This window comes from Edaphobacillus lindanitolerans, from assembly GCF_900156305.1.
GTDB classification, from domain to species: domain Bacteria; phylum Bacillota; class Bacilli; order Bacillales_A; family Planococcaceae; genus Bhargavaea; species Bhargavaea lindanitolerans.
The window spans coordinates 1151946-1176794 of the sequence record NZ_FTPL01000001.1; the positions used below are offsets into that span (position 1 = coordinate 1151946).

The following is a 24849-nucleotide window of genomic DNA, read 5'->3' on the forward strand; positions in this document are numbered from 1 at the left end:
TCTTGCTAACCTACAGACCGCTTTGCCCCCAAATTACGACTGGCACCATTCGCACTCGTCCACGTCGCTTGCGGTGGACCGCGTATAATACGTCGACTTCAGGCCGGACTTCCATGCCTGGAGGTGCAGATCCAGCAGGACGCTTGCCCGGATCGTATTCGGGACATACAGATTGAATGAGATCGACTGGTCGATGTGACGCTGGCGGGCGGCGTTTTGACGGACGCTCCAGCGCTGGTCGACGATATAGGCCGAGCGGCGATAGATGTCGTATGTGCGGTGATCGAGATCAGGTGCGACGACCGGCAGCTTGAAGTCTTTCTTTTCCTCGTGGTAGAACGGCTTGAAGACCGGATCGATCGAAGCGGTGGATCCCGCGATCACCGACGTGGACGAGTTCGGTGCGACGGCCATCATATAGCCGTTGCGGACGCCGTGCTCCGCGACCGACTCGCGCAGCTCCGCCCAGCGGCCGCTCTCATAGTCCCGTTGTTCGAAATAGGCTCCCGTCTGCCAGTCCGATCCGCCGCATAGCGGATAAGCCCCCTTCTCACGGGCGAGCTCCATCGAGGCACGGATCGTATGGAATGCAATCGTTTCATACAATTCATCGGCCCGTTCGACCGCCTCGTCCGACTCCCACTGAACCCCTTCCTGAGCAAGGAGATGATGCCATCCGAACGTGCCAAGGCCGATGCCGCGATACCGGGCATTCGTCACCTGTGCCTGCAGCACGGGGATCTGGTTCAGATCGATGACGTTGTCGAGCATGCGGACCTGGATCCGGATGAGCCGCTCCAGCACACCTGCCGGCACCGCCTTGCCGAGGTTGATCGATGACAGGTTGCACACGACGAAATCACCCGGCGTCCGGCGGCTTACTATCATGCCGTCTTCCAGCGTCTCCTGAGAGGCGCCCGTCGCGCTCATATTCTGCGCAATCTCGGAGCACAGGTTCGACGAATAGATCATCCCTTCATGCTTGTTCGGGTTCATCCGGTTCACCTCATCCCGGTAGAACATGAATGGCACGCCGGTCTCCAGCTGGCTGCGCATGATCCGCTTCATGATATCGATGGCCGGGACTTTTTCGGAAGAAATGCCGGGGTGCGCCGCGCACTTGAAGTACCGTTCCCGGAACGATCCGTCCCCGCGCTTCTCGTCATAGAAATCCTCAAGCGACCAGCCCATCACCGAACGGACTTCATGCGGGTCGAACAAGTGCCAATCGCCGCGTGCCTCCACCTGTTCCATGAACAGATCCGGCAGGCAGACACCGGTGAAGATGTCATGGGCGCGCAGCCGCTCATCACCGTTGTTCAGCTTAAGGTCCAGGAACGTCAGGATGTCCTTGTGCCAGACATCCAGGTACACCGCGACCGCTCCCTGTCGTTGTCCGAGCTGATCGACGGAGACGGCGGTGTTGTTCAGCTGCTTGATCCACGGAAGCACGCCGGATGAGGCTCCCCGGAATCCGCGGATGGCCGCTCCGCGGGCCCGCACCTTGCCCATATAGACACCGATTCCGCCGCCATATTTGGAGAGGTTCGCAATGTCGGTGTTGGAGTCATAGATCCCCTGAAGCGAATCATCAACTGTGTCGATGAAGCAGCTCGACAGCTGGCCGTGCGGTTTCCCCGCATTCGCAAGCGTGGGTGTGGCAACGGTCATGTACAGGTTCGAGAGCGCCCAGTAGGCTTCTTTGATCTTGCCGATCCGGTCTTCCGTTTCGCCCCGCATGAGCGTCATGGCGATGACGAGCCATCGCTCCTGCGGCAGCTCGACCTGCCGCTTGCTGAAGTCGGTCGCCACGTACCGGTCGGTGAGCGTTTTGAGCCCCGTATAGGAAAACAGCCGGTCCCGGGACGGGTCGATGAGCTGCCCGATTTCAGCGAGATCCTTTCCGGAGTAGAAATCAGGAAGCCAGGATGCATAAAGGCCCGCCTCGACAAGCCGTCGCACATGTCCGGTGAAATCGCCGTACACATCAGGCGTGCCGCGCAGCGCCTGCTGACGGCCGTACAATTCATCGAGCAGCAGCCTTGCCGCCACTCCCGTCCAGTACGTCTCGGCCTCGTCGACACGCGCAAGCGATTCCCGGATCAGGTGCTGGGCGAGCCCCTCATCCGCTTCGCCGCGCCGATTCACATATTGTTCTGCCGCCTGCCGGAGCGGCATCATTTTCTCCTGTGTGAATTCCTGTTCGAGCGCATGAATGATGGCAAGATGATCAGCCGGTTTTGTGACCATGATGATGATTCCTCCTTTTTATGTATGAAGCAATGGACATCGTTTGGATCCAGCCCGTCGTATCCAGGTCCGAGCGGGTCGATTTTCTTCCAGCAAGTACAACAAAAAAGCAGAAGCCCGCCAAAGAACAAGTCTTCGGCGGGGCTCCTGCCCACTGCGATGATAAATGGAATGACCGGGGCCTGGAATAATGGAATGAAAAAAGAAATGAAAGGGTCGGCACCCGTTCGCTTCCACTCCTCAATCCCCGAAGAAAGTGTCGCTGCACGACGGCCGGCAGGTCTACTGGCTGCGCATCATCCTTCCGCCGGCCTTCCCATGGTTTTCACCACAGTGGCAATCCCGGCGGTCGTCCGCGTTCACAGTTGCGGGGACAGCTCCGGCTCATTCCGGATTCCCTATTAAACCGCGATCGGTACCGATCCATCGTATTACTACATATTGTGTTGTCACTGCTCATATAGCCTAACATATTGTATCCCAAACCTGAATAGGACAAAAGACTATGAGATTTGGCGAACCTTGTCAGACCACGCCTTCCACTATACCAAAAACAAAGCCGGCGTGCTCTCCTGCACTTTACCCGACCAATTTGAGTCCGACTGCAGCCCCGAGGATCATCACGATAAACAGCACCCGCCGCCAGTCTTTAGATTCCCCGTACAGCCACATGCCGACAAGCGCCCCGCCCGATGCGCCGATTCCGGTCCAGATTGCATAGGCGGTGGACATCGGGATGGAATCCATCGCATAGGCCAGGGCCAGGAAGCTTGCCCCGAAAGCTCCGAGGAGCAGAAGCAGCGATTTGGCATTCCGGTCTCTGTTGAGACGGTTCATGGCCATGACACCCGATGTTTCAAACAAACCGGCGGCAATCAGTGAGAGCCATTCCATTCTTCTTCCCCTCCTTGGTCCGTCACAAGTTTCAATCCGGCAACACCTGCAAGCAAAACACCGATCAAAATGAGTTTTGCCGGATTGATCGGCTCGTCGAACAAGACGATCTCCGCAATTACGGTCCCGGCAGACCCGAGCCCTACGAATACTGCATAAGCCGTCCCCACCGGGAGCGTACGTCCTGCGATGATCAGCAAATAAAAACTCACATACACGGCCACCGCCGTGCCGAGCCACTCGAGCATGCTGTCCGCATGTTTCAGGCCGATCACCCAGCCGACTTCAAAAACTGCCGCAATGACGATTTTCCACCAATCCTTCATTATGCTGTATCCTCCTATTTCAGATTGCCCCAAATTCCCCCGGAAGGCCCTCAGGCAAAATTAAAAGCCCGGGAGCATGCTGATCCAACAGCATCTCCCAGGCTTTTATCCTTCCGTGGCACGGCGACAACGGGTCGCCGTGAGTCCTCTCTCGGACCAGCCCGGCGGACTTGCCGCCGCGGAACCCTAGAGGACATTCAAATATGAGGTTGCCCTCATTGTATCAAATCATTGCCTAAAGGCAACCAGAACCTTTCCGGAACAAACGTTCCACATGAAACATCATTCGAGTTATTTCCCGGGAAATGAACAAAAAGCCGCCCTTTCCAGAAATGAAAGGGCGATTGGTGTCAAAGCGCGTCGTTCACTGTCTTCCGATAATAGCCGACCGTGAGCACGGCAAACACCAGGTAGATGAGTGTATAAGCCCCCATGGCGATCGCCACAGGAATTTTGATATCGGTTGCCATGAAGAAGATCGACACGGATTTGATGGCGAATATCGAATGGGCAATCCCCATCACCAATGGGATACCGAAAACGAATGCCTGCTTGCGCCGGATTCCTTTCATGATCTCGCTTGTCTGGAATCCGAGCTGACGGAGCGTCGTATAGCTTCTCTTTTCTTGTTCCGCTTCGCTCATCTGTTTGAAATACAGGATGCTTCCGGTCGAGACGAGGAACGCCAGTCCGAGGAATCCGGTGATGAAGATCGTGATGCCGCTGAAGGACAAGGCATCCTGGTAAGACACATAGTAGTTCAGACGCGGGTTGCCCGGGCTCAGTTTTTCAAACAAACGGGATGCTTCCGCAAGGTCTTTTTTGTCTTCGAGATTGAAGGCAACGACCGTTTGAAGGTCTTCTTCGGACACAGCGGCTTTCAGACCGTCGTATGTGTCACCGTCGACGACCAGGCTTGTGAGTGTCCTTGTATAGCCGTTTGCCAGCTGCCGGTCTCCCATCGACTTCACCTGAAGCCGGGTCTTCTCCTCTCCCGCTTGGACCGTTGCCGAGAACGGGAATGCCTGATCCGTCATCAGCCAGGAAATTCCGGAGTCATGGAGCACGGCCACCCCGTCCGCCGGCTCTTCATAGTCCATTCCTGCCGCCTTCAGCTGCCGGGGGTCAAAAATCAGCACGTCGAAGGTTTTGCCTTCAAAGTCAATAATCTGCGGAAGATGCTTTCCACTGAATGAACCGACGGCCTGGATATAAGTGAGCGGCTGTTCTTTGTAAGAGATTCCTGCTTTGTCCAGTGAATCAGCAAACACACGTGCCGATTCTTCCGGCGCGGGACCGTCGGCGCCGCTGCTTTCCTCGAACATAAAGTCATGCGGCGAAGCGACGCGGACTTCTTGCCCGGTCGAGTAGTAGAGCGAGTAGGCGAAACCTGCCATGGCCAGTGTCATCGCGGAAAGAATGGTGATGACCGTCAGTGACTTCGCGTTTGCCCTCATCCGGTGCATGAGCGGGGCGATCGAAAGGGCGCCGGCCAGTCCGAGGTGGCCGTTTTCTTTCCGGCGGATCATTGCCAGCATCCACCCGATCGTCACCCGGAATACGAGATATGTGCCGGCGATGACAAGTGCCAATACGAGAAGCATGTTCAGCATGAGGAAAGCATTCAGCATGTACTCTGAATTGGCAAACCAGTAGCCAAAGATGATCATTGCGACACCGAGGATGCCAAGGATTGCCGAGCTTGCCGGTTTTGGCGCCCTCGGGTGCTCATCTTTCTTTTCTTCATTGAACAGATCAATGAGTTTGGACCGGCGCACTTTGATGAACATCCTGGCCGATGTAACCAAGATGACCACGGCGAACAGGATGGCTGTCTGTCCAAATGCCGCTTCGCTGAATGACAGATTGACGGTCCCTTCATATCCGACCAGCTTCATGAGCAGCAGGAGGAACAAGCGCGAAACGAGAAGCCCTGCCCCGATGCCGATGACGAATGCACCGGCGCCCAAAATGAAATTCTCGATGATAAGCATGCGGGACACCGCACGTTTGGAGAGGCCGACGAGCTGATACATCCCGATTTCCCGGCTTCTGCGCGTCAGGAACAGATCATTCGCATACGTGACAAAAACGAGTAGAATCGCGGACAGAAGAATAGTCGCTGCCTTGAACCCGGCGGCCATCTTGGCCGACAGATCCGTTTCTTCCGCTACCGCTCCGTCAAACTGCAACGTCGAAAAGATGAAGAAGAGGGTGACGCCGAAAATAAGCGCAAAGAAGTAAAGATAGTAATGCTTGATGTTCTTCCGCATGGAACGGAAGACAAGGTCAACGAGCGTCAACGCGGTCACCCCCGAGAACGGCCTGCACGTTCAGGATCTCCTGGAAGAACGCCTGGCGCGTCTTGTCCCCCCGGTACAGTTCCGAATAGACGGCGCCGTCCTTCAGGAACACGACACGGCTGCAGTAGCTGGAGGCGACAGGATCATGGGTGACCATCATGATCGTGACACCCCGTGCCTTGTTGATGTTTTCCAGCGTCCCTAGGAGAGAGGCGGCGGACTTCGAGTCAAGTGCCCCGGTCGGCTCATCGGCGAACACCATCGACGGTTCGTTGACCAGCGCCCGTGCGGCAGACGTCCGCTGTTTCTGCCCGCCCGAAATCTCGTGCGGATACTTGCCTGCATGATCGGCGATGCCCAGGATGCCGGCGATGTCCCGGAACTGGGCCTCCGCCGCTTTCTTGGAAAGTCCGCCAAGCGATGCAGGCAGCAGGATATTTTCTTTCACCGTAAGCGTATCGAGCAAATTGTAGTCCTGGAAAATGAAGCCGAGCTTGTCACGTCGGAATGTGGACAGCTGGACATCTTTCATCCCGGACGTTTCCTGCCCGTCAATCCGGATGGCTCCGGTCGTCGGCCGGTCGATGGTCGCGAGAACGTTGAGAAGCGTCGTCTTTCCCGCCCCGGACGGACCCATGATCCCGACAAATTCGCCTTTCCGGACCCGCAGGTCAATTCCCTTCAGAACTTCCTGGGCGTTCTGCTTGGTACCCAACGACTTCCGGACTCCTTGTGCTTCCAGAATCAATTGGTTTTGCTGCATGATTGATTTCCTCCCGGTCGGCGGGTAATCCCATTCCGGCCCGCCCGCTTTATTGTCCTTATCATACCGCGGACCTCCGGCGGCAGTCGTTTGATTGAGGTGACAAATGCGCCGGGCAAAGTGACATTTTCGTAAGTTTTGATACACAATCGGCCAATCCCGGAATCGGATGGCCGATTTAGACAGTGAGTCTCCGACCTCCCGCATTTCTGCCGATTCATCCCCGATTGTGGATGAATCCCGCCGTTTTGTGGATGAATCGGGTCCGCCTTACCCTTATCCACATGTGGATAAACGCAGGCCTCCAGGCGGCGATGCCGCGTGTCCGTCATCCCTATCGACCCCGGTCCCCCTCATTTCGTCCAACAAAAAAGAGACGCACAAAGCGTCTCCCCAACTTCAGGCTTCAATATAAAACAAATATTCCTGGCCGTTCTTCTCAGGTTCTTTCACAAGTTTGTAGCCGTGGTTGACGACTTCCTCCGGCACGTTGCGGAACGAGCCGGGGCAGTCGGTGATGACCTGCAGCAATTGTCCGGGGTTCATGTCTTTGAGTGCATCGAGTGTGTAGATGACCGGGTACGGGCAGGATTCACCGCGCAGGTCAAGTGTGAAGTCAGCTGACAAGTTTCTTTTCCTCCCTCTTCACCGTCATCCGGTAGCGTTTATTTTTCGCCCAGTAGTCGACAAAGACCCAGCAGGCTGCGAGCATCGTCAAGGTGGCGATGATTGCCCAGACCGGACCGATTGCCGTCACGAGATTGATCTTCGTACCGCTTGCGACAAGCAGATTGTACACGCCGAGGTGATCCCAGGCGTAGGCAAGGAGCGTGACGCCGATGAGGTTGCCGGCGAAGACGACGAGGTAAAGTACCTGTCCTTCCATCAGCCGGTACATCATTCCGGTTTCACAGCTGCTCGCCAGCACGATGCCGAGGCCGAACAGGAAGCCGCCGACGAATGTGCCCGGCGAGGTGACCTGGGTGATCGGCTCCATTCCATAGATGGCGATGACAATGATTGTGAACACCGAGCTCACGGCCATTGCGGCGATGATCGCCTTGCCCATCAGGCTGCGTCCGGTCAGCCACAGGTCACGGAAAGCGGATGTGAAACAGATCTGCCCGCGTTCGATCAGAATGCCGAACAAAGCGCCGAAGATGGCGGCTGTGCCGAGCAGCGGCTTTCCGGTCGCAAAGAAATAAATGATGAGGGCACTGTAGGCGATCGCGACAACGCCGCCGACATAAGGCTGGATGACCCGCTTTTCCCTCGTTTTTGAGACGGCCGAGCCTTTTGTAAGGGCCGGCTTGCCTTTCCACCATTTGGTTTTGGCGATCTGCGCTCCGAGGTACGTTCCGAACCCGGTCGCCACGATGAAGATCCACGAATGGAAGGAAAACTGAGGCACGCCGGTGAAGAAGGCAGCGAGGTTGCAGCCCATAGCGAGACGGGCACCGAAGCCTGCGATGATTCCGCCGATCAGCCCCTGGACGAGCCGTCTTTTCTGCTTCGGCACACGGATCTTGAAGCTGTTCGAGAGCAGCACCGTGATGAGTGCGCCGATGAACATGCCCCAGACGATCCAGCCGTCCGACCGCTCAAATGAAGAGCCCTTGAGATGGACGAGGTCAAAATACGCCCAGCCGGTTGTGTCGAACCCGAAGAAGTTCAGAATGTGGCCGCCGAGACGGGTGAACTCACCCGTCACCGCCCACACCGTGCCGGTCAGCCCGAAATAGAGTGCGCTGAGCACGCCCGCTGCGATGAGCGCCGTGTAGGCATTCCAGTATCGGCCGAACAGCCGGGTATATAGAGATTTCATCGGATGAAGGACTCCTTCTTATGAAGTGATAAAGAAAAGGCCGGTCGGCACCCCCGTTATACGGGCATGGATCCGATCGCCCTGCCAGAATATACAATCATAAATTATATACCCGCCCAAACCCACCGTCAATGGCGTCCCGGCCGGTTCTGCTCAAAACAAAAGCGGTGCCGCGGCACCGCTTTTCATCAGTTTTTCCTTCTGGTGATCATATCCCGCACGATGTCGGGGTTCGGGCCGCCGGTAATCTTCCGTCGCTTGACGAAGGCGACCGGATCAATGATCGCGTTCCAGTCTTCTTCCTTCAAGGCCACATCACCGAGCCAGCCGTTGATCGTCTGTAGCGGGATCTCGTACAGTTCTTTTCCGAGCTTTCCGGCCTCGCGGGCGATGACGCTTGCCTTGTGGTGTGCCCGCCGGAATGACACGCCGTAGTCCCGGGCCAGGACATCCGCCAACTCGGTGATCGTGATCATGTTCTCCCTCGCCTGCTGGCAGGCGAGGGCTTTGTCAAACTCGAACGTCAGGACGACGGCTGTCATGAGCCTCAGTACCCGGTTCGCCTTTTCAAAGCCCTGATACAGATGCGGCTGAAGATCGTCTTCCGTGTCGTTGATGTCACCGTACGGCGTGTTGTGGATCATATGGATGACCGCAAGCCCCTCTGAAGCGGCGCTTGAGGCCAATGCCCGTGAATGTTCCATGGATACCGGGTTCCTCTTCTGCGGCATGATGCTCGAAATCTGGACGTAGGCATCCGAAACGCGCAGGAGGCCGACTTCCTTGGACGCCATGCGAAGAAATTCCTGGATCCAGCGTCCCATGTTCGTCATGAGGCTGATCAGGCTCTGTGCCGCTTCAATCAGGTAGTCGCCTGTGGCGATGGCATCATATGAGTTCTCGATCAGGCCGTCAAAACCGAGCAATTCAACCATCCGCTCCCGGCTGATCGGAAAACCGGTCGTGGTAATCGCCGCCGCCCCCATCGGCGAACGGTTCACCGTCCGCCGGGCAACCCTCAGCCGTTCGATGTCCCGGCTGATGTTGTCATAGATCGCGACCAGATAATGGCCGAACGTTGTAGGCTGGGCCGGCTGGGTGTGAGTATGCGCCGGCATCACTGTGTCCACATGCTCTTCCGCCTGTGCCAGGATGGCCTTTGCAAGATTCTCGGCATTCTCGATCGTCTCCTCCAGATACTGCCTGAGAACGATCCGGTACATTGCCTCTCCCATATCATTGCGGCTCTTCGCGATATGCATCTTCCCCGCAAGCTCATCGCCGATCAGTTCACCGATCTTTGATTCGACGAGGAAAAAGAGATCTTCGTAGTCAGCCGAATAAGTCAGCGCGTTGCGGTCCATCTGTTCGACTTTGCGGACAGCGCCGAGAATCTTTTCCGCTTCCACCTGACTCAGTATTTTTTGCTCCGCCAGCATTTTCGTATGGGCTGCATGGACTTCAAACATGGCATCAAACAAATACTCCCGCTGCTCATCAAACACAGGCCTCAACAGCATATCCGCGTAAGTTTTTCCGGGGAACGATTCCCCGTCCGATAAGATGAACTCTTTCCTCCACGCAGTCACTACATAGCACCTCTTTTAATGGATGTTGGTCGAACCCGTCAGCCCAGCGACTTTTCGGCCTTGACGCCGAGGAACCGGCTGGAGATGAACATGACAATTGCGATCAGTCCCACCTGGATCATGCCATAGGCGGCCGCCTGTCCGACATTGAACATGCGCAGCTGGTTCATGATTTCGATGGAGATCGGCCGGTTGCCGATCGTATAGAGCAGGACCGATGTCGGAAACTCCCCGACCGCCTGGACAAATGCGAGCAATGTTCCGCTCAGCACGCCGGGCAGGATGATTGGAATCACGATTTTCCTGAATGTATAGAACCACTTGGCGCCCAGATTCTGTGCAGCCTCCTCAATGGAATCGTCCAGCTGTTCCAATACCGCGTTTGTCGAACGGACGACCAGCGGCAGGAAACGGACGAAATAGGCGAGCGGCAGGATCCAGAACGTCCCCACAAGGATTTTCCCGAACGAGAACGGACTCGGCGAGTTGAAGGCGAGGATCAGGTTCATCCCCACGACGGTAGCCGGAAGCGCCCAAGGGATCATGACAAGGATATCGAGCAGGTTTTTGCCGATGAAGTTCCGCTTGACGAGTGCATAGGATGTGAAAATCCCGAAGACGAACACGCCCAGACAAGCGAGAAATGCCATGATCAGGCTGTTTCGGACCGGCTCCCATATATAAGGGGTATCGAACAGCATCGTATAGTTCTCAAAATTGAAGGCCGTCGGGTACGTCTGCCAGGTCCAGGTCCCTTCCGGCACAAGCGACAGAAGCAGCAGCGTCGCGTGCGGCAGCAGAAGGACGATCATCGCGAGGATCCCGATGGTGACCATCGTCCACTTCAGGACCGGGTTGCTCACTTCACTGCGGTGGGCACCGATCCCCTTTGAAGCCATCCGGTAATCCTTCCTGCTCTGATACCAGCGCATGAACAGCAGGAACGAGATGGAGACGATGGACAGAATGACGGACTGTGTGGCCGCCATCTCCAGATCCCCGTTGATTTTCGAGAAATAGATCTGAAGGCTGAGCACCCTGAATCCGCCCGCCAGCAGGAACGGTGCACTGAAGCTGGCCATCGATACCATGAAGACGAGGAGCGAAGCAGCCACAATACCCGGTGTCAGCAGCGGGAACGTCACTTGCCAGAACACTTTGAACCGGTTCGCGCCGAGATTGGATGCTGCTTCCTCGAGCGACGGATCCAGATTGCCGAGTGCCGACGACGCAGTCATATAGAAATAGGGATACATTGTATAGGCATGCACGATCAGGATGCCGGAAATTCCCCCGATCTTGAACGGCACGTCCGACAGATGAAGAAGGTCTTTGATGGCATTCGGGATGAGGCCCGCTTCCCCGTAGAGGAACATGAATGCCATGACGCCGACGAGCGACGGCAGCACGATCGGCATGATGGCGATGTTGGAGAAGAATCGCCGGCCCGGGAATTCATAGCGGTTGAAGATGTAGGCCAGCGGAATGCCGATCAGCGCGCTGAACAGGACGGACAGCAAGGAGATCCAGACAGAATTCCAGAGCGCCTGCAGGTTTGCCCTGGCTTTCGTTCCGAAGAAGTCCTCATAGTTCTGCAGGGAGAAAGCTCCGTTGTGCAGGAAACTTTCATACGCTGTCCGGAGTGTCGGATACAGGACATAGCCGACCAGGACGAGGATGACCGGGATCAGAAGGAGCAACGTTCTCCTTTTATCAGCGTTCAGCATGCTGCATCCCGCCTTTCCCGACCCGGTTCCAAGTACCCGGCAGGCGGTGCCGGCTGGACATGATCGCTGGAACATGTTTGATCATGATCACACCCCCGCTTTCGGCACGATGCGGATCTGATCTTCCGGCAAACGGACAAACACGTCCGCACCTTCTCTTAAATACGTGCTCGGGCCCTGGTTCAGCGCTGTGCCGACGAGTGTCAGGCCTTCATTCATTTCCACATAAGTATGTACGGCCGCTCCTGTGAACTGGACATTTTTCACCGTTCCCGGATAAACATTCGGACCGGAAAACTGATTAACGGAAACCTCCACGGCCTCCGGGCGGATCGACATGCGCAGCTCATCCACTTCTCCGTAGCGGGCAATATTGAGAGGCGTATCGTTCACCGTGACCTCCCGGCCGAGCGCTTCCGATCGGTAGGTCCTTTTCTCCCCTCCGCCCTGCACTTCAGTCACCGGAAGCAGGTTCGTTTCACCGATGAATTCGGCGACAAAATCATTGACCGGTTCGTTGTAGATTTCGGTCGGCGTGCCGACCTGCTGGCATCGCCCGAAGTTAAAAACGGCAATCCGGTCGCTCATCGTCAGTGCTTCCACCTGATCGTGGGTGACGTAGATCGTCGTGATCTTATACTCCTTCTGAAGCCGCAGGATCTCTGCCCTCATTTCATCCCGCAGCCGGGCGTCAAGATTGCTGAGCGGTTCGTCGAGGAGGAGGATGTCCGGTTCGATGACGATCGCCCGCGCCAGCGCCACACGCTGCTGCTGGCCGCCGGACAGCTGGCTCACTTGCCGGTCGGCGTATTGATCGAGCCTGACCTTTTTCAGAACGTCGGTCACGCGTGTTTTCGTCTCGGCCTTGTTCAGTTTGCGGACTTTCAGGCCGAACGCAACATTCTCAAAGACGGTCATATGCGGGAACAGCGCGTAGTTCTGGAACACCATTCCGGTATTCCGTTTTTCAGGCGGCACCGTCGTCATGTCCCGGTCATTGAACTTGACGACCCCTTTTGTCGGATAGTAAAAACCTGCGACCATCCTCAATGTCGTCGTCTTTCCGCAGCCGCTCGGCCCGAGAAACGTAAAGAACTCGCCTTCCTTGATCAACAGGTCCAGACCTTCTACCGCGGTGACTTTTCCGAACTGCTTGGTGATCGCCGATAAATGGACAATAGACATTTGATTCACACCCTTTCCTTTAAAAACAGAGGACTACCGCCGGCACTCCCTCGCCTGCGATAGTCCGTTGTCAGTGGCTGATCCTTATACAGAGTGCCATGCAGACTGCAGGTTACTCTCCCTTTTCCTTATCCGAGCTCTTGATATGGTTATCCCAGTAATCCATCCACTCGTCCGACTTCTCCTGGAACAGCGCCCAGTCGATATCCATCGGCTTGATCTTGTCTTCGGCTTCCGTGATCCACTCCGGAAGTCCTTCCACGTCATCGCGCGTCGGAATCCGGTAATATTTCTCGGCAAGGAGCTTGGCCGCTTCCGTCGTGTTGACAAACTCATAGAATGCTTCTGCGGCTTTCGGATGCGGTGCGTCCTTGACGATCGCAATCCCCTCGGTCAGGACCGGCGTGCCGCTTTCCGGCAGGACGTAGCCGAACGGATAGCCTTTTTCTTCAGCCAGCATGACGGTGTCCGGCATGTTCCAGACCGTCAGCGTTCCGACACCCTTTGCGAGCTGGTTGTACATCAGTTCAGGGTTGGCCGAGTATTCCTTCGTATTGGCATCCAGCTTTTTGAGCCACTCATAGCCCTCTTCCGTGTCTTCCGTGTCTTTGTAAGTCCGGTAGATCATGGCAGAATAAATCGTCCGCATCGTTCCGGAAGCAAGCGGATAGCGGATGATCAGCTCATCTTTCCATTTCGGATCGACCAGGTCATCCCAGTCTGTCGGAGCTTCATCTTCAGAGATCTCTTTGTTGTTGTACATGATGACTTCCGGTGTCATCGATGTACCGCTCCACATCCAGTCCTCGTCGTAGTACATCTCATCCAGTGAATCAGCGTAGGACGGTTTATACTCGGCCAGAAGGCCCTCGTCTTTCGCTTGATCGAAGTTCACCTGAGGCGCTCCCCACCATACATCTGCCTGGGTGTTGTTTTTCTCGGAGCGGATCCGGTCAAGGATTTCCTGGGACCCCATGTCCAGGAACTCCATTTTAATCCCGTATTCTTCCTCAAACCGTTGCTTGAAATCCCCCAGAATGTCGCTTCCGTGCGGAGAATAGATGACCACCTTGTCTTCGAGGTCTTCTGCTGCCGGTTTGTCCTCCCCGCTGCTGTCGCCCGTGCCGGACTTGCCGTCCCCTTCTCCGGATTCCGACTTGCCGTCTCCGCCGGAATCCGCCATGCAGCCCGACAGCATCAAAGCGAACAATGCGGCAACGAGCAGCAACCAGCTTTTCTTGAACATTTTCCCCACGTGAACTACCCCTCTCCCTTAAATGTTGTACAGCCCCTCATGTTCCTTCAACAACAGCGCAACTGCGCCGATCACACCGGCTTCTTTGCCGGACGCCGTCTTGACGATCTCGCATTCTTTCGGTGCATATTGCCTCACGATGCCTGAGACGACCGGATGGATGACATCGAATGATTGCGACAGACCACCTCCCAAAATGATCAGCTCGGGATCCAGGATGGATACATAGTTTGCGATGGCGATGCCCAGGTGTTCCAGTGCCGGACCCAATTTCTCCAATGCCTCCGGGTTCCCGGCACGGTACAGCTCAAAAGCCTCCTCTGCAGAGACCCGGCGCCCCAGCCTGCCGGAAAGTGCGGTGCCGATGGAGGTCCCCCCAGACACACTCTCCAAAAACCCATAGCCTGCATAGGCGGGTTCATAACTTTTCGCCAAGGAACGGTCCGTGACCATATAACCGATTTCCCCGGCACTGTAGTGGCTTCCGCGGAACAGCTGCCCGTTCAGGATGATCCCGCTGCCGACTCCGGTCCCGACAGCGATGAAGATCAGATTCCGCTTGTTCCGGCCGAGCCCTCTCCAATGTTCCCCGAGGGCCCCGATGTTGACATCATTGTCCACGTATACGGGGAACGGAAAGACATTCTGGAGCTTCTCTTTGATCGGGAACTCTTTCCACCCCAAAGCAGGGGCTTCTTCGACGATGCCGGTCTCCATGTCCGTGACTCCCGGGACGCCGGCGCCGACCCCAAAGATTTGGCTGTCGCTGATGGACAGTTCTTCCTGCATCTCATCAACCATGTGCTTGATCATCTTGAACAGGCTGTCGTCCTGGTGCTCCTGTGCAGGGAATGTGCGGTAGCTCTCCAGCTTCCCTCTCAGGTCGGTGATCCCGACGGCCACTTTTGTTCCGCCGATATCGACGCCGATACAGTAGGCTTTCTTAGGATTGAACATCAGATTGACCGGCTTCCGGCCCCCGCTTGCCGATGATTCCCCGCTCCCGGTTTCGATGATCCAGCCTTCCTCGACCAGTTCTGCAACGATCGTCGAAACTGTCGGCTTGCTGAGCGAAAGTTTCCTGGCAATCTCCGTCCTGGTTGTCGGTTCCGAATTCTGCACGTATTGAAGCACCTGGCGCGAATTCCGGTTTTTGTTCGTCTCTTCATTGAAATTTTGCATGGCACTGCCCCTTACTCCTGCCGGTCAATCCGCAGACCTTGTTCAATAACTGCCGGTTCCGAAGGATCAGCCTCATCCGCTGCTTCGCTTCTCCTTTTCTGTTCGTTTGTTAACTTAACTTACTAACTTCTTTACGCCATTGTAGAGTACGAGAGAAAAAATGTAAAGGATTTCACCGAAATTTCTCAATCTTCCATGGATTGAAAAGGACTGTCCGACTAAATGGACAGTCCTCTTGAATGGCACGGTTTACTTGTATGCCCCGTAGCTCATCAGGTTGGCAAAAATCCTGTAGCCGCCCGGTACCTGCGCACCGACCTGGCGGTAAAAGACCAGATTGGTATAGAGGTAGGTCCCCTCACCGTAATCTGCCATCAGGATCCCTCCGGTGAACGGGTCTTCACCCGGATCGGCCATGGAGACAAATGTCTCGTAGCGGTCGTCCCATTCCATCGGGAAGTAGAGCCCCCGCTCCTGAACCCAGTTATCCCAGTCGCCGGCACCGATCTTGTTCGGATAGTTGAACAGCGGATGATCCGGCTTCGTCATGGTCACTTCCGAATGTTCGTCCGTCACGCGCCATTCGATGGACGGCGTTCCGATCTTGAGCCGGTAAGGCGGGGTCAGATCCGCATCCCACGGGTCCGCGGCCGTTACGTATTGCATGACAAAGTGTCCGCCGTTTCGGACGTATTCCTTGATCCGCTCGTTGTTCTGAAGCAGATCTTCCCTGCCCAAGGTTGCCCGGATGCCCGTGACGATCGTGTCGTACCGGGAAAGATCACCGTTCGCCAGATCTTCCGGAGTCAGTTTCGTAATATCGAATCCTGCATTGATGAACGAATCGGCCATCTGATCAAAGCCGCTGTCGATGTACCCGACCTTCAGACCCTCCGGCTTGAGCAGCTCAAAGGCCACGCCGTTGATCAATGACGGATACAGATCGTACGAATCGTTGATATGTTCATACTTGATCTCCTGGACGGTCGTATTGAATGTTTCACCGTCCATTTCGGCAACCGCGCCGACATTGAATTCCCCTTCCTGCACCGTTTCCGGCGGGATCAGTTTAAAGCCGACTGTCTCCTCATCAAACCGCTTGGCGAAATTTGCCCCGGCAGATTCAGGTACGCTCGTCCAACCGTCCGGAAGCTTCAGGGAAACGGTTGCCTTTGCTGCACCGTCTTTGTAATTTTTCACTTTCACTTTAACCGGGATTTCATTTTGGGCCTCTGCAGTATTCACCGTAATATTGACCGGATCCGGTGTAACGCTCAGTTCCGGCAGCACGCTCACCGTGTTGTCAAGGTCCAGAACGTTTGAGGTCTCCACCCCGTTTTCCTTGAACGACAGCTTCACTTGGAGCGCAGGCTCTGCATAAGGCTCGAAATAGCCGGCATCCTCCGGCACGGACACTTTGAATGTGGCCGTTTTTGATTCGCCGGGGTTCAGATGTTTCAGTCCGGCCGGACCTTCGTGCCTCCAGTCGTCGGGGCTGAGCAGGGTTGCTTCCACATGATGCACTTTTTGCTTGCCGGTATTGGTCACCCGGACCGTCACTTCTGTCTCTTCACCCTTTGTAAGAACGTAGGAGCCGATGTCAATGTCGGTCTGGAGATCCGAAGATAGGAGGCTCACCTCACCAAGCTGTTCCTCTTTCAATTGGAGCTTGTGCAGCAGGTCATGCTTCACCGCTCCGTCCAGTTTCGACTTTTCCACATGCTTGGCCAGTTTCCGGGCTTCATCCAGCGCTTTCTGGGATTTTGGCAAAATGGCCGCACGGTCCGGATACGCGTTCACAATTCCATCCAGGCTTTTCTGCAGGTCCGCCAGTTTGCCGCTCAGCTTCTTGTCTTTGACCGCGTCTGCCCACTCGTTGAAGTCATAGGGAATCCCTGCAAACAAGTCGTCCGAATCGTCGTCTTCTGCAGAAGCGACGAGCTGGAGATGCGTCTGCCGGGGCTCAACCGGAATCTCCCGGCCCATCCCCTGGCTTTTATGCAAATAGCGGGACGCCTCGCCCAACTGCGGGTAGCTCATCTCATAAATCGGATCATAGTCACCGATCTCGATGGAAGTCGTTGCATCCCCTTTTCCAACCGGGAGATAGAGCTTTTTGATCTGCCATGGTTCCAGGCCGTCCTTTAATTGCTCGGGGAAGACAGACGGATCCGCCGCATCTTCAAACGCCCTGACAGAGAGAACATTCATCGCCCGGTGGTGGCCATGCTGGCTGTCCACATTGAGGAACGACGGCATGACAATATCCGGCTGATAGGTGCGGATGAAACGGATCAGCCGGGAGTACGTGACGTCTTCGCCCCATTTCTCGAGAGTCTCGTCAGGCGATTTCGAGAAGCCGAAGTCATAGATCGGATCAGAAGTCGTCTCGCTCAGATGATAGGCCTTCACTCCGTTGACCTTGGCCGCTTCGACCATTTCATTGGAACGGATGATTCCAAGGCCGTTGCCGAGTTCGTTGCCGATTGCATTCTGGCCGCCCTCGCCTCTGTTGGCGATCAAACTTGCAGTCTTGACCCCCAGCCCTCTTGAAAGATAAGCGAGAAAGTCGCTCCGCTCATCATCCGGGTGTGCGCCCGTATTCAGGAACGTAACAGTGGTCTCGAGCGGTTTCACGGCACTCCACAGGTCCGTGTCAGGTTTCGCCTGCTCATTCGCTGCGGTCGCACCCGGCATAAGCGACGTGACCAGAAGGACGGACAACATTCCATACCATAGCCTCTTCAATCTTCTATCTCCTTTCGTTGCTTGTTTTCGAATGGGTTGTTCTTAAACAGTTAGTTAGTAATCATTATTAACCAACTATCCAAACCCTTCCCCTCCGTTCTTTCCATCGTAACTCCCTTGTCCGAATAGTGTAAATACTACGGAATAACTACTTATGCGCAACAGACAGGCAAGAAGTCGCAGGCTGAAAGACCTTGGCACCCATAAAAAAAGAGGCCGTCAAAAGACAGCCCCGTCAATTGATTTCCATCATCCGGTCAAACTCATTTTCCCTCGGAAACACCACCGTCACCGCAGTTCCGCTCCCCTCTTCGGAAACCGCGCACAGCCCCATCCCGAGCCGAGCGCCGACGGTGTCCGCAAGATACAGTCCGAGCCCCGTTGCAGCGTTATGAATCCGGCCTGTGCCGCCCGTGAATCCTTTCTCGAAGATGCGGAAGAGATCATGTGCCGGGATGCCCGGCCCCTCATCTTCGATCCGGATGTTCGGATGACCGGATTCGTCATGTCCGGTCCAAATCCGGATCGTTCCGCCGGCCGGGCTGTATTTCACTGCATTCGTGAGGACTTGCCGGATGACGAAGCGTGCCCATTTGACGTCGGACCGGACGGGTACATCTTCGCCCTCCAGCTCGACCGCGACATCCTTTTCCATGCACCAGGCGGCAAGATCCCTCACTTCAGGCGCGATGAGTGATTGGATATCCGCCGTCTCGGGGATGAAGTCCGAGGCGATCGTCGGCAGGCGGGAAATGTACAGCTGGCGGTCGATGAGCAGGTGGAGACGCAGCCACTCCGCGGAGAGTCTACGCATGGCCGGCTGTCCCCGGTGCTCGTCGAGGATGAGCTTCATCGCCGTGAGCGGCGCCTTCACTTCGTGCACCCACGCCGCCGTGTAATCCGCTTCCATCGTCTGGTCTTCCTGCAGGGCGGCCTTTTCTTTCCGGTGGGTACGTGACACTTCCTGAAGAAGTTCCATCGTGACGCAGTCCAGGCCGACGGGCCGGACCGGAAGCAGCGCCTCCCAGTCCGAGAGCGGCTCCCCTTCAAGTGACCGGATCTCACTCAGGAATTTCGTTTCCCGCCTGAAACGCCAGACGATGAATAAGACAAGCGCGGCCAGGAGCAAAACATTGAAATAAACGGCTGCACTGAAATCGACCGGAAGGCCACTGTCCAGATAGATCAGAAGGTCAGCCAAGAATAGTGCGGCCAGATAGAAAAGGATCCAGGGAATGCGGGATCGGATATAGGGGATGAACAAGGGGTTCCCTCCTTCGGGGATAGGTGCAGGGCCGCTGTTTTGGAATGCCGGCCGATTCATGCTGTGTTTCTGAACGCGTCGCCTTGTGGAGCGGGTGAGTCGCATTTCATCGTGAGTGAGTCATCACGGCGCCGAGTGCGTCGCTCTGCCTGTCCGGTCATTCCGCGGTCGCCATATAGCCCATGCCCTTCTTGGTCACGATGGCGTCGCCGAGGCCGATTTCACCGAGTTTGCTGCGGAGCCGATTGATGTTCACCGTCAGGGTGTTGTCGTTTACAAACCGCTCATCATCCCAAAGCTTCCGGATCAGTTCATCGCGCGAGACGATTTCGTTCCTGGACTCAACCAGAACCGTGAGAATGAAAAATTCATTTTTCGTGAGATCGACTTCTGTTCCGCCGGACCGGATGATTCCGCGCTTCAAGTCAAGGACCGACCCGTTCCATTCCACGACATCCGGCTTTTCCTCCCCGTAAGAGTACGTCCGGCGGAGGATCGCCTGGATTTTGGCGAGCAGCACATCCGCGTTGAACGGCTTCTGGATAAAATCGTCCGCACCCATGTTCATCGCCATCACCTGATCCATCGGATGGTCGCGCGATGACAGGAAGATGATCGGGACATTGGATGCGGCCCGGATTTCACGGCACCAATGGAACCCGTCAAACGCCGGCAGGCCGATGTCGAGAATGACGAGATGCGGCTGCATTTCGCTGAATGAGCCCATCACATCATGGAAGTCGGCAGGCCCCTCCACCCGGAGTTGCCACTGACCCAGCTTTTCCTCCAGGGACCGGAAGATCGAAGGGTCATCTTCCACCAAAAATACTGTCATCACCACATCGGCCGCCTCCTTTTCCACTCATTTTAACTGACCGGATAAAAAAATTCTCAGGAAAATGATTAAACTTCTGACAGGCGGGTAACATAACAGCAACCCCACTTCTCTATTTCCCCCTTTTAGAGAATGCAGGTATTTGGCCCACGGCATTTAGCCGAGGGCCCTTTTTGTGTCCGAATTGAAGGAGTTCCGCTCATATACGGAGAATGACACCGGAAACCGACGAGGAAGAGGGGGAATGGAAATGGCGTGCAGGACGGCCACTAAACGATTTCGGCTGGTCGCCATGAAAGGCAGCGGCTCTTATTCAACCTTTGGAACCGTTGTACCTGATGCCGCCCGGCAATTTATGGCGCGGGCAGACGAAATCCCGCAACATTCGGGTGTGGAAATCGCCCTGTTTGAACCGAAGATCGATGAGGGGCATCTGACAGGGAGTTTTTACGTCGGCCTGATTGTAAACGAGGCGGTTGCCGACCCGCCTGCCGGAATGGAATATATGGAGTTCAGCCAGCCCTATGCATCCATCCGAGGGCCCCTCAGCCGGCTGGATTCTCTTCACCATCAACTGCTGCAGTGGCTGGGAGATCAGGGGATGGAGCGGGATCTGAACCGCTGCATCGTGGAAACCTACCATCCGAAGGCGCAAGGCGAGGAAGAAGTGGAAATCCATTTGCCGATCCTTGCTTAGGCTTTTCTCCGTATAGTCGAATGCATCAACAAGGAAGGCCGCCATCACTCGTATGATGGCGGCCTTCCTTCTGTTTACTTTTGGACCGGGTACGCGTAGAAGACAAAGCGCTCTTTTGCCGTGGCCAGCGCATGAAACGGATAGCAAGTGGTGACCACGAGTACTTCCTCACCCATGCTCCGGATGACGGTCGTATCCTGTGCATCCACAATCTCAGTCTCCCGTATTACATACTCGAACGTGCCATACGGCATTTCTACCATAAAGACGTCACCAATCTCCAGCTTGGAAAATCGAGTGAATACCGTATCCCGATGCCCGGAGAGCAAAATCTGCTCTGAATCGCCCGGAAGCACAGAATCTTTTAAATGACCGACCCCTTTGGATAGAGCCGAAGGATCCGTGCCTTCCACTATCGGAAGCTCTTTGCCCAATTTCGGGACTTTGAGCAAACCAATGGCTTCTCCTTCTTTTGCAGCGTAAGAAAGATCGTCTGTTTCAGAGGGACCATCCGGCGATGACATCGAAGACGCGGCACCCTCCGGTTCGAGGATCTCCTTCACTTCTGCAAGAGTGTGCTTCTGAGATTGCCGCTGGTCTACATACATCCAACCGGATATGAGTAATGCGATGGCTCCTGCTGTCAAGAGCACATTTCCAATCATCCTCATAACCGACATCCTTTAGTTTTTCTCATCCTTCTTCCTTTTGCGGCCAAGAAGGCGCCCGACAAGGCCGGCCAGCATCAATCCGCCACCCGCAAACCCGATTGGAGCCGTCATGCCTGCAGTTTTAGGAAGGACTTGTCCCGCCGAACCGCCTCCATTCGACCACGGCTTTTCCGATGTGCCCGGATGAGTTGACGGGTTTCCTCCTGATCCCGAAGAGTTGCCTCCTCCTCCGGAAACGTTTCCTGTGCCGTCTCCATTTCCATTCCCGCCAGGTACTTGGCCTGCGAGCTTAACAATGGTCCGGATTGCAGTACTCTGATTTCCGTCCACATCCAGTTGGAAGGCCTCCACAACAGAACCTGCTTCCAGAGGGGAGCTTAAGTGGATGGCATATTTTCCATTTTCATCGACTTCCGCTGAACCGATCTCTTCTTGTCCGACCCGGACAATCACCCGATATCCCGGCTTACCCGTACCGGTGATCACCAAATCATCACTGTAAATATCATTGAGGGTCGGAGCATCCACGATTGCATCATCGGAGTCAGACGGCAGTACATTAATTTCATTTCGTTCACTGACTTTGTCCTTGAATACTTGAACGAACGTTATTTGGGTACCCGCCGGGAGAGGCCAGTCGAGTTCCATTCTGAATATGCCATTGTTCTGCACGGTCATCAGAGATGCATTGCGGAGATTCCCCGCTACGCCTACTGCTTTCCCGACAACCCGTCCGTCCACATATGCATATACCTCCGCTCCGACAATCGCTTCTCCTACAATCACGGTTTCGTGTTCAAAGATGTTACCGGCTTTTGGTGCTTCCAGTTCTGTAAACGGTACGGTTACTTTTTCCGGATCGCTGATATTGCCGGCCCGGTCAACAGCCGTAACATGAAGCACTTGACGTTCATTGACCTGGTCGCTCGTCAGGGAGAATTCGAAGTGGCCATTTGAATCGGACTTCCCTTGTGCAATTTGTTTTCCATTCTTATCCCTTAAGTAAATCGTGGCATTCGCTTCAGTTTTTCCGGATACGGTATACCCATAAACATAATCACCATCAATCTCCACATCCGAAAGCGGAGGCGCCTCCAGATCCACATCGGAGTCAGAGTCAGCATCGGCATCCGCATCGGCGTCTGCATCAGCGTCTGCATCCGCATCGGCATCAGCGTCCGCGTCGGCATCAGCGTCAGCATCGGCGTCAGCATCAGCGTCTGCGTCAGCGTCAGCATCAGCGTCTGCATCGGCGTCTGCGTCTGCATCCGCATCCGCATCGGCGTCCGCATCCGCATCCGCATCCGCGTCGGCATCAGCGTCCGCGTCAGCATCCGCATCCGCATCGGCGTCCGCATCAGCGTCGGCATCCGCATCGGCATCAGCGTCCGCGTCGGCATCAGCGTCAGCATCCGCATCCGCGTCCGCGTCGGCATCGGCGTCGGCATCCGCATCGGCGTCGGCGTCAGCATCCGCATCTGCGTCGGCATCCGCATCCGCGTCGGCGTCAGCATCCGCATCCGCATCCGCGTCAGCGTCGGCATCGGCGTCCGCATCCGCATCCGCATCGGCGTCCGCATCCGCATCCGCATCAGCGTCGGCGTCCGCATCCGCATCCGCATCGGCGTCCGCATCCGCATCCGCATCCGCATCGGCGTCCGCATCCGCATCCGCGTCCGCATCCGCATCAGCGTCGGCATCCGCATCCGCATCCGCATCCGCATCCGCATCCGCATCGGCGTCGGCATCCGCATCCGCATCCGCATCAGCGTCCGCGTCGGCGTCCGCATCGGCGTCCGCATCCGCGTCGGCGTCGGCATCCGCATCAGCGTCCGCATCCGCATCAGCGTCCGCATCCGCATCCGCGTCCGCGTCCGCATCCGCATCCGCGTCCGCGTCAGCATCCGCATCCGCATCCGCATCGGCATCAGCGTCAGCATCAGCGTCCGCGTCAGCATCCGCGTCCGCATCGGCGTCGGCATCGGCGTCCGCGTCCGCATCCGCATCGGCGTCAGCATCCGCATCCGCATCAGTATCGTCTTCTTCGTCAACGGCTACTGTTGCACTGCTGTCGAGACTGCCCAGAAGTTGGAGATCGATCGCCGAGGTGGATACACCTCCTCCGTAAACCTCTGTTTCCCCGCTTACCCCAGCCGGCTTGTCGACGGCCAGGTCTGCATTGATCGCAGTCCGTCCGATCACCTGCACGCCGGCCAGTTCATTAGCCACCCCGGTCAGCGCCTCAGTGACCCCTGAAACTGCGGGTTGAAGGCTGCCTGTCAATCCGCTCAACAGGTTTCCGACAATCCCGTTCAGGATCAAGTCATTTACAACTCCATCGAGCACAGGTCCGACGATCGGGATATCCCTTACACCCGGTAGTACCTCTATCCTCAATTCGCCGACTGCAGCGAGCAGATCGTTCACCAGACCGGTCACAACATCGCTGATTGCGGTCTCCAGATGGTTCCCAAGCCCATCCGAGAAATTGATTACGACAGAACCATCGGGATTGACGATGACCTCTACATCATCGGTATACGCAGTCAGATCAGCCAGTGCCTGATCCAGGTTATTCAAGTTATCAATGGCGGTGTTCACTTCAGTCAATCCCTGAATGGACACGAATGGTTTCAATAATGGATTCTTGTTCAAGATCTCATCCAACGAACCTGTGAGCTCACCCAACAGGCCCGTCAGCGTACCGGTTAATCCACCGACCGCTTCATACAATGCCGGCAAATCTTCCCGAAGATGAATCGGCAAAATCTCCACCTGAACTGATGCCGGCCCTCGGGCTTCCATCTTGCCGGCAAGCTCAGGAGCATAGAAAACGGCCACACGGTCAGGCGTCAACAGTTCCGCATCCGCCAACCCTGTACCGGTCATGCCAAGACTCAGATTATACATTTCCCCCAGATCACTTAAATCCGCACTGATGGACACATCCGTGAGCAGCTTTACTTCGGCGAGGCTTTTGGCCACCTCTGCCGCATCGGCCACCGCCCACGTGCTTTGTTGCTCAACCGATCGTTGTGCAAATGCAGTAGGGACAGAATTCAATATCAGGGCCGAGGCTATGGCAGAAGTGGTGATGGTCTTTTTGATCTGCTGCATTTTGCGGTTGCTTAGCTGGCTCATCCTTTTCTTGTAGTCGAATTTTTTCATGATATCCCCCTTTGGTGAGTTTCCCCTTGCGTTTTTCTCACCTATGTTAGTATTGTGATAACTTTTTACTGTGTAAAGATTTCCCGAAAACCCTTCGGCTATGTAATGATTTTACAAAGTAAACAATGATGCTTATATGTTTTTAACATTATCATAAACTTTTCTGA

General features: G+C 55.7%; 18 protein-coding genes and 2 riboswitches. Of the genes, 1 reads left to right on the plus strand and 17 read right to left on the minus strand.

What is annotated here, in order from left to right; translation table 11 throughout:
- Positions 1-33: 33 nt before the first annotated feature.
- The 15 genes from B0B07_RS05300 to B0B07_RS05370 all read right to left on the minus strand — a co-directional run bounded on the left by B0B07_RS05300 (position 34) and on the right by B0B07_RS05370 (position 20146).
- Positions 34-2250, minus strand: coding sequence for a ribonucleoside-diphosphate reductase subunit alpha (locus B0B07_RS05300; RefSeq protein WP_076757285.1), 2217 nt, complete (start codon positions 2248-2250; stop codon positions 34-36).
- Positions 2251-2508: 258 nt separating this feature from the next.
- A riboswitch (cobalamin riboswitch) is annotated at positions 2509-2689 on the minus strand.
- 140 nt (positions 2690-2829) lie between these two features.
- Complete coding sequence (locus B0B07_RS05305) at positions 2830-3144, minus strand: DMT family transporter (protein WP_076757286.1); 315 nt, start codon at positions 3142-3144, stop codon at positions 2830-2832.
- Positions 3126-3470: a DMT family transporter gene (locus B0B07_RS05310; RefSeq protein WP_076757287.1), complete on the minus strand. Its 345-nt coding sequence runs from the start codon at positions 3468-3470 to the stop codon at positions 3126-3128. Before B0B07_RS05310 ends, B0B07_RS05305 begins: the two co-directional genes overlap by 19 nt.
- A 92-nt stretch (positions 3471-3562) precedes the next feature.
- A riboswitch (guanidine-I (ykkC/yxkD leader) is annotated at positions 3563-3671 on the minus strand.
- A 149-nt stretch (positions 3672-3820) separates the two neighbouring features.
- Positions 3821-5773, minus strand: coding sequence for an ABC transporter permease (locus tag B0B07_RS05315; protein WP_076757288.1), 1953 nt, complete (start codon positions 5771-5773; stop codon positions 3821-3823).
- On the minus strand, positions 5760-6536 hold the full coding sequence (locus B0B07_RS05320; RefSeq protein WP_076757289.1) for an ABC transporter ATP-binding protein: 777 nt from the start codon (positions 6534-6536) through the stop codon (positions 5760-5762). Before B0B07_RS05320 ends, B0B07_RS05315 begins: the two co-directional genes overlap by 14 nt.
- 399 nt (positions 6537-6935) lie before the next feature.
- Positions 6936-7163, minus strand: a complete 228-nt coding sequence (gene yedF, locus B0B07_RS05325; protein ID WP_076757290.1) for a sulfurtransferase-like selenium metabolism protein YedF — start codon at positions 7161-7163, stop codon at positions 6936-6938.
- On the minus strand, positions 7153-8361 hold the full coding sequence (yedE, locus tag B0B07_RS05330) for a selenium metabolism membrane protein YedE/FdhT (RefSeq protein ID WP_076757291.1): 1209 nt from the start codon (positions 8359-8361) through the stop codon (positions 7153-7155). The genes yedF and yedE overlap by 11 nt, the downstream gene beginning before the upstream one ends.
- 188 nt (positions 8362-8549) lie before the next feature.
- Positions 8550-9950 carry an argininosuccinate lyase gene (gene argH / locus B0B07_RS05335; protein WP_076757292.1) on the minus strand — a complete coding sequence of 467 codons (1401 nt, stop codon included), beginning with the start codon at positions 9948-9950 and terminating at the stop codon, positions 8550-8552.
- A gap of 38 nt (positions 9951-9988) precedes the next feature.
- A complete protein-coding gene (locus tag B0B07_RS05340; protein ID WP_076757293.1) occupies positions 9989-11677 on the minus strand; it encodes an ABC transporter permease in 1689 nt (562 codons plus the stop codon).
- An 87-nt stretch (positions 11678-11764) separates the two neighbouring features.
- Entirely contained in the window at positions 11765-12862 is a 1098-nt protein-coding gene (locus B0B07_RS05345; protein WP_076757294.1) for an ABC transporter ATP-binding protein, read from the minus strand.
- A 112-nt stretch (positions 12863-12974) separates the two neighbouring features.
- Entirely contained in the window at positions 12975-14108 is a 1134-nt protein-coding gene (locus B0B07_RS05350) for an extracellular solute-binding protein (RefSeq protein ID WP_076757527.1), read from the minus strand.
- Between the two features lie 27 nt (positions 14109-14135).
- Positions 14136-15299 (minus strand): ROK family transcriptional regulator, encoded by a 1164-nt coding sequence (locus B0B07_RS05355; protein ID WP_076757295.1) that lies wholly within the window; start codon positions 15297-15299, stop codon positions 14136-14138.
- 249 nt (positions 15300-15548) lie between these two features.
- Positions 15549-18026, minus strand: a complete 2478-nt coding sequence (locus B0B07_RS05360) for an NEW3 domain-containing protein (protein ID WP_076757296.1) — start codon at positions 18024-18026, stop codon at positions 15549-15551.
- 256 nt (positions 18027-18282) lie between these two features.
- Complete coding sequence (locus tag B0B07_RS05365) at positions 18283-19311, minus strand: sensor histidine kinase (RefSeq protein ID WP_076757297.1); 1029 nt, start codon at positions 19309-19311, stop codon at positions 18283-18285.
- Positions 19312-19468: 157 nt separating this feature from the next.
- Positions 19469-20146, minus strand: coding sequence for a response regulator transcription factor (locus B0B07_RS05370; protein WP_076757528.1), 678 nt, complete (start codon positions 20144-20146; stop codon positions 19469-19471).
- 250 nt (positions 20147-20396) lie between these two features.
- Between B0B07_RS05370 and B0B07_RS05375 the strand changes: the two genes are divergently transcribed.
- On the plus strand, positions 20397-20843 hold the full coding sequence (locus tag B0B07_RS05375) for a hypothetical protein (protein WP_076757529.1): 447 nt from the start codon (positions 20397-20399) through the stop codon (positions 20841-20843).
- Between the two features lie 74 nt (positions 20844-20917).
- On the opposite strand, the gene B0B07_RS05380 is transcribed toward B0B07_RS05375, so the two are convergent.
- Together B0B07_RS05380 and B0B07_RS15120 are read right to left on the minus strand one after the other, a co-directional pair.
- On the minus strand, positions 20918-21514 hold the full coding sequence (locus tag B0B07_RS05380; protein ID WP_076757298.1) for a class D sortase: 597 nt from the start codon (positions 21512-21514) through the stop codon (positions 20918-20920).
- A 12-nt stretch (positions 21515-21526) separates the two neighbouring features.
- Positions 21527-24682, minus strand: a complete 3156-nt coding sequence (locus B0B07_RS15120) for an adhesive domain-containing protein (RefSeq protein ID WP_159438422.1) — start codon at positions 24680-24682, stop codon at positions 21527-21529.
- Between the last annotated feature and the right edge of the window lie 167 nt (positions 24683-24849).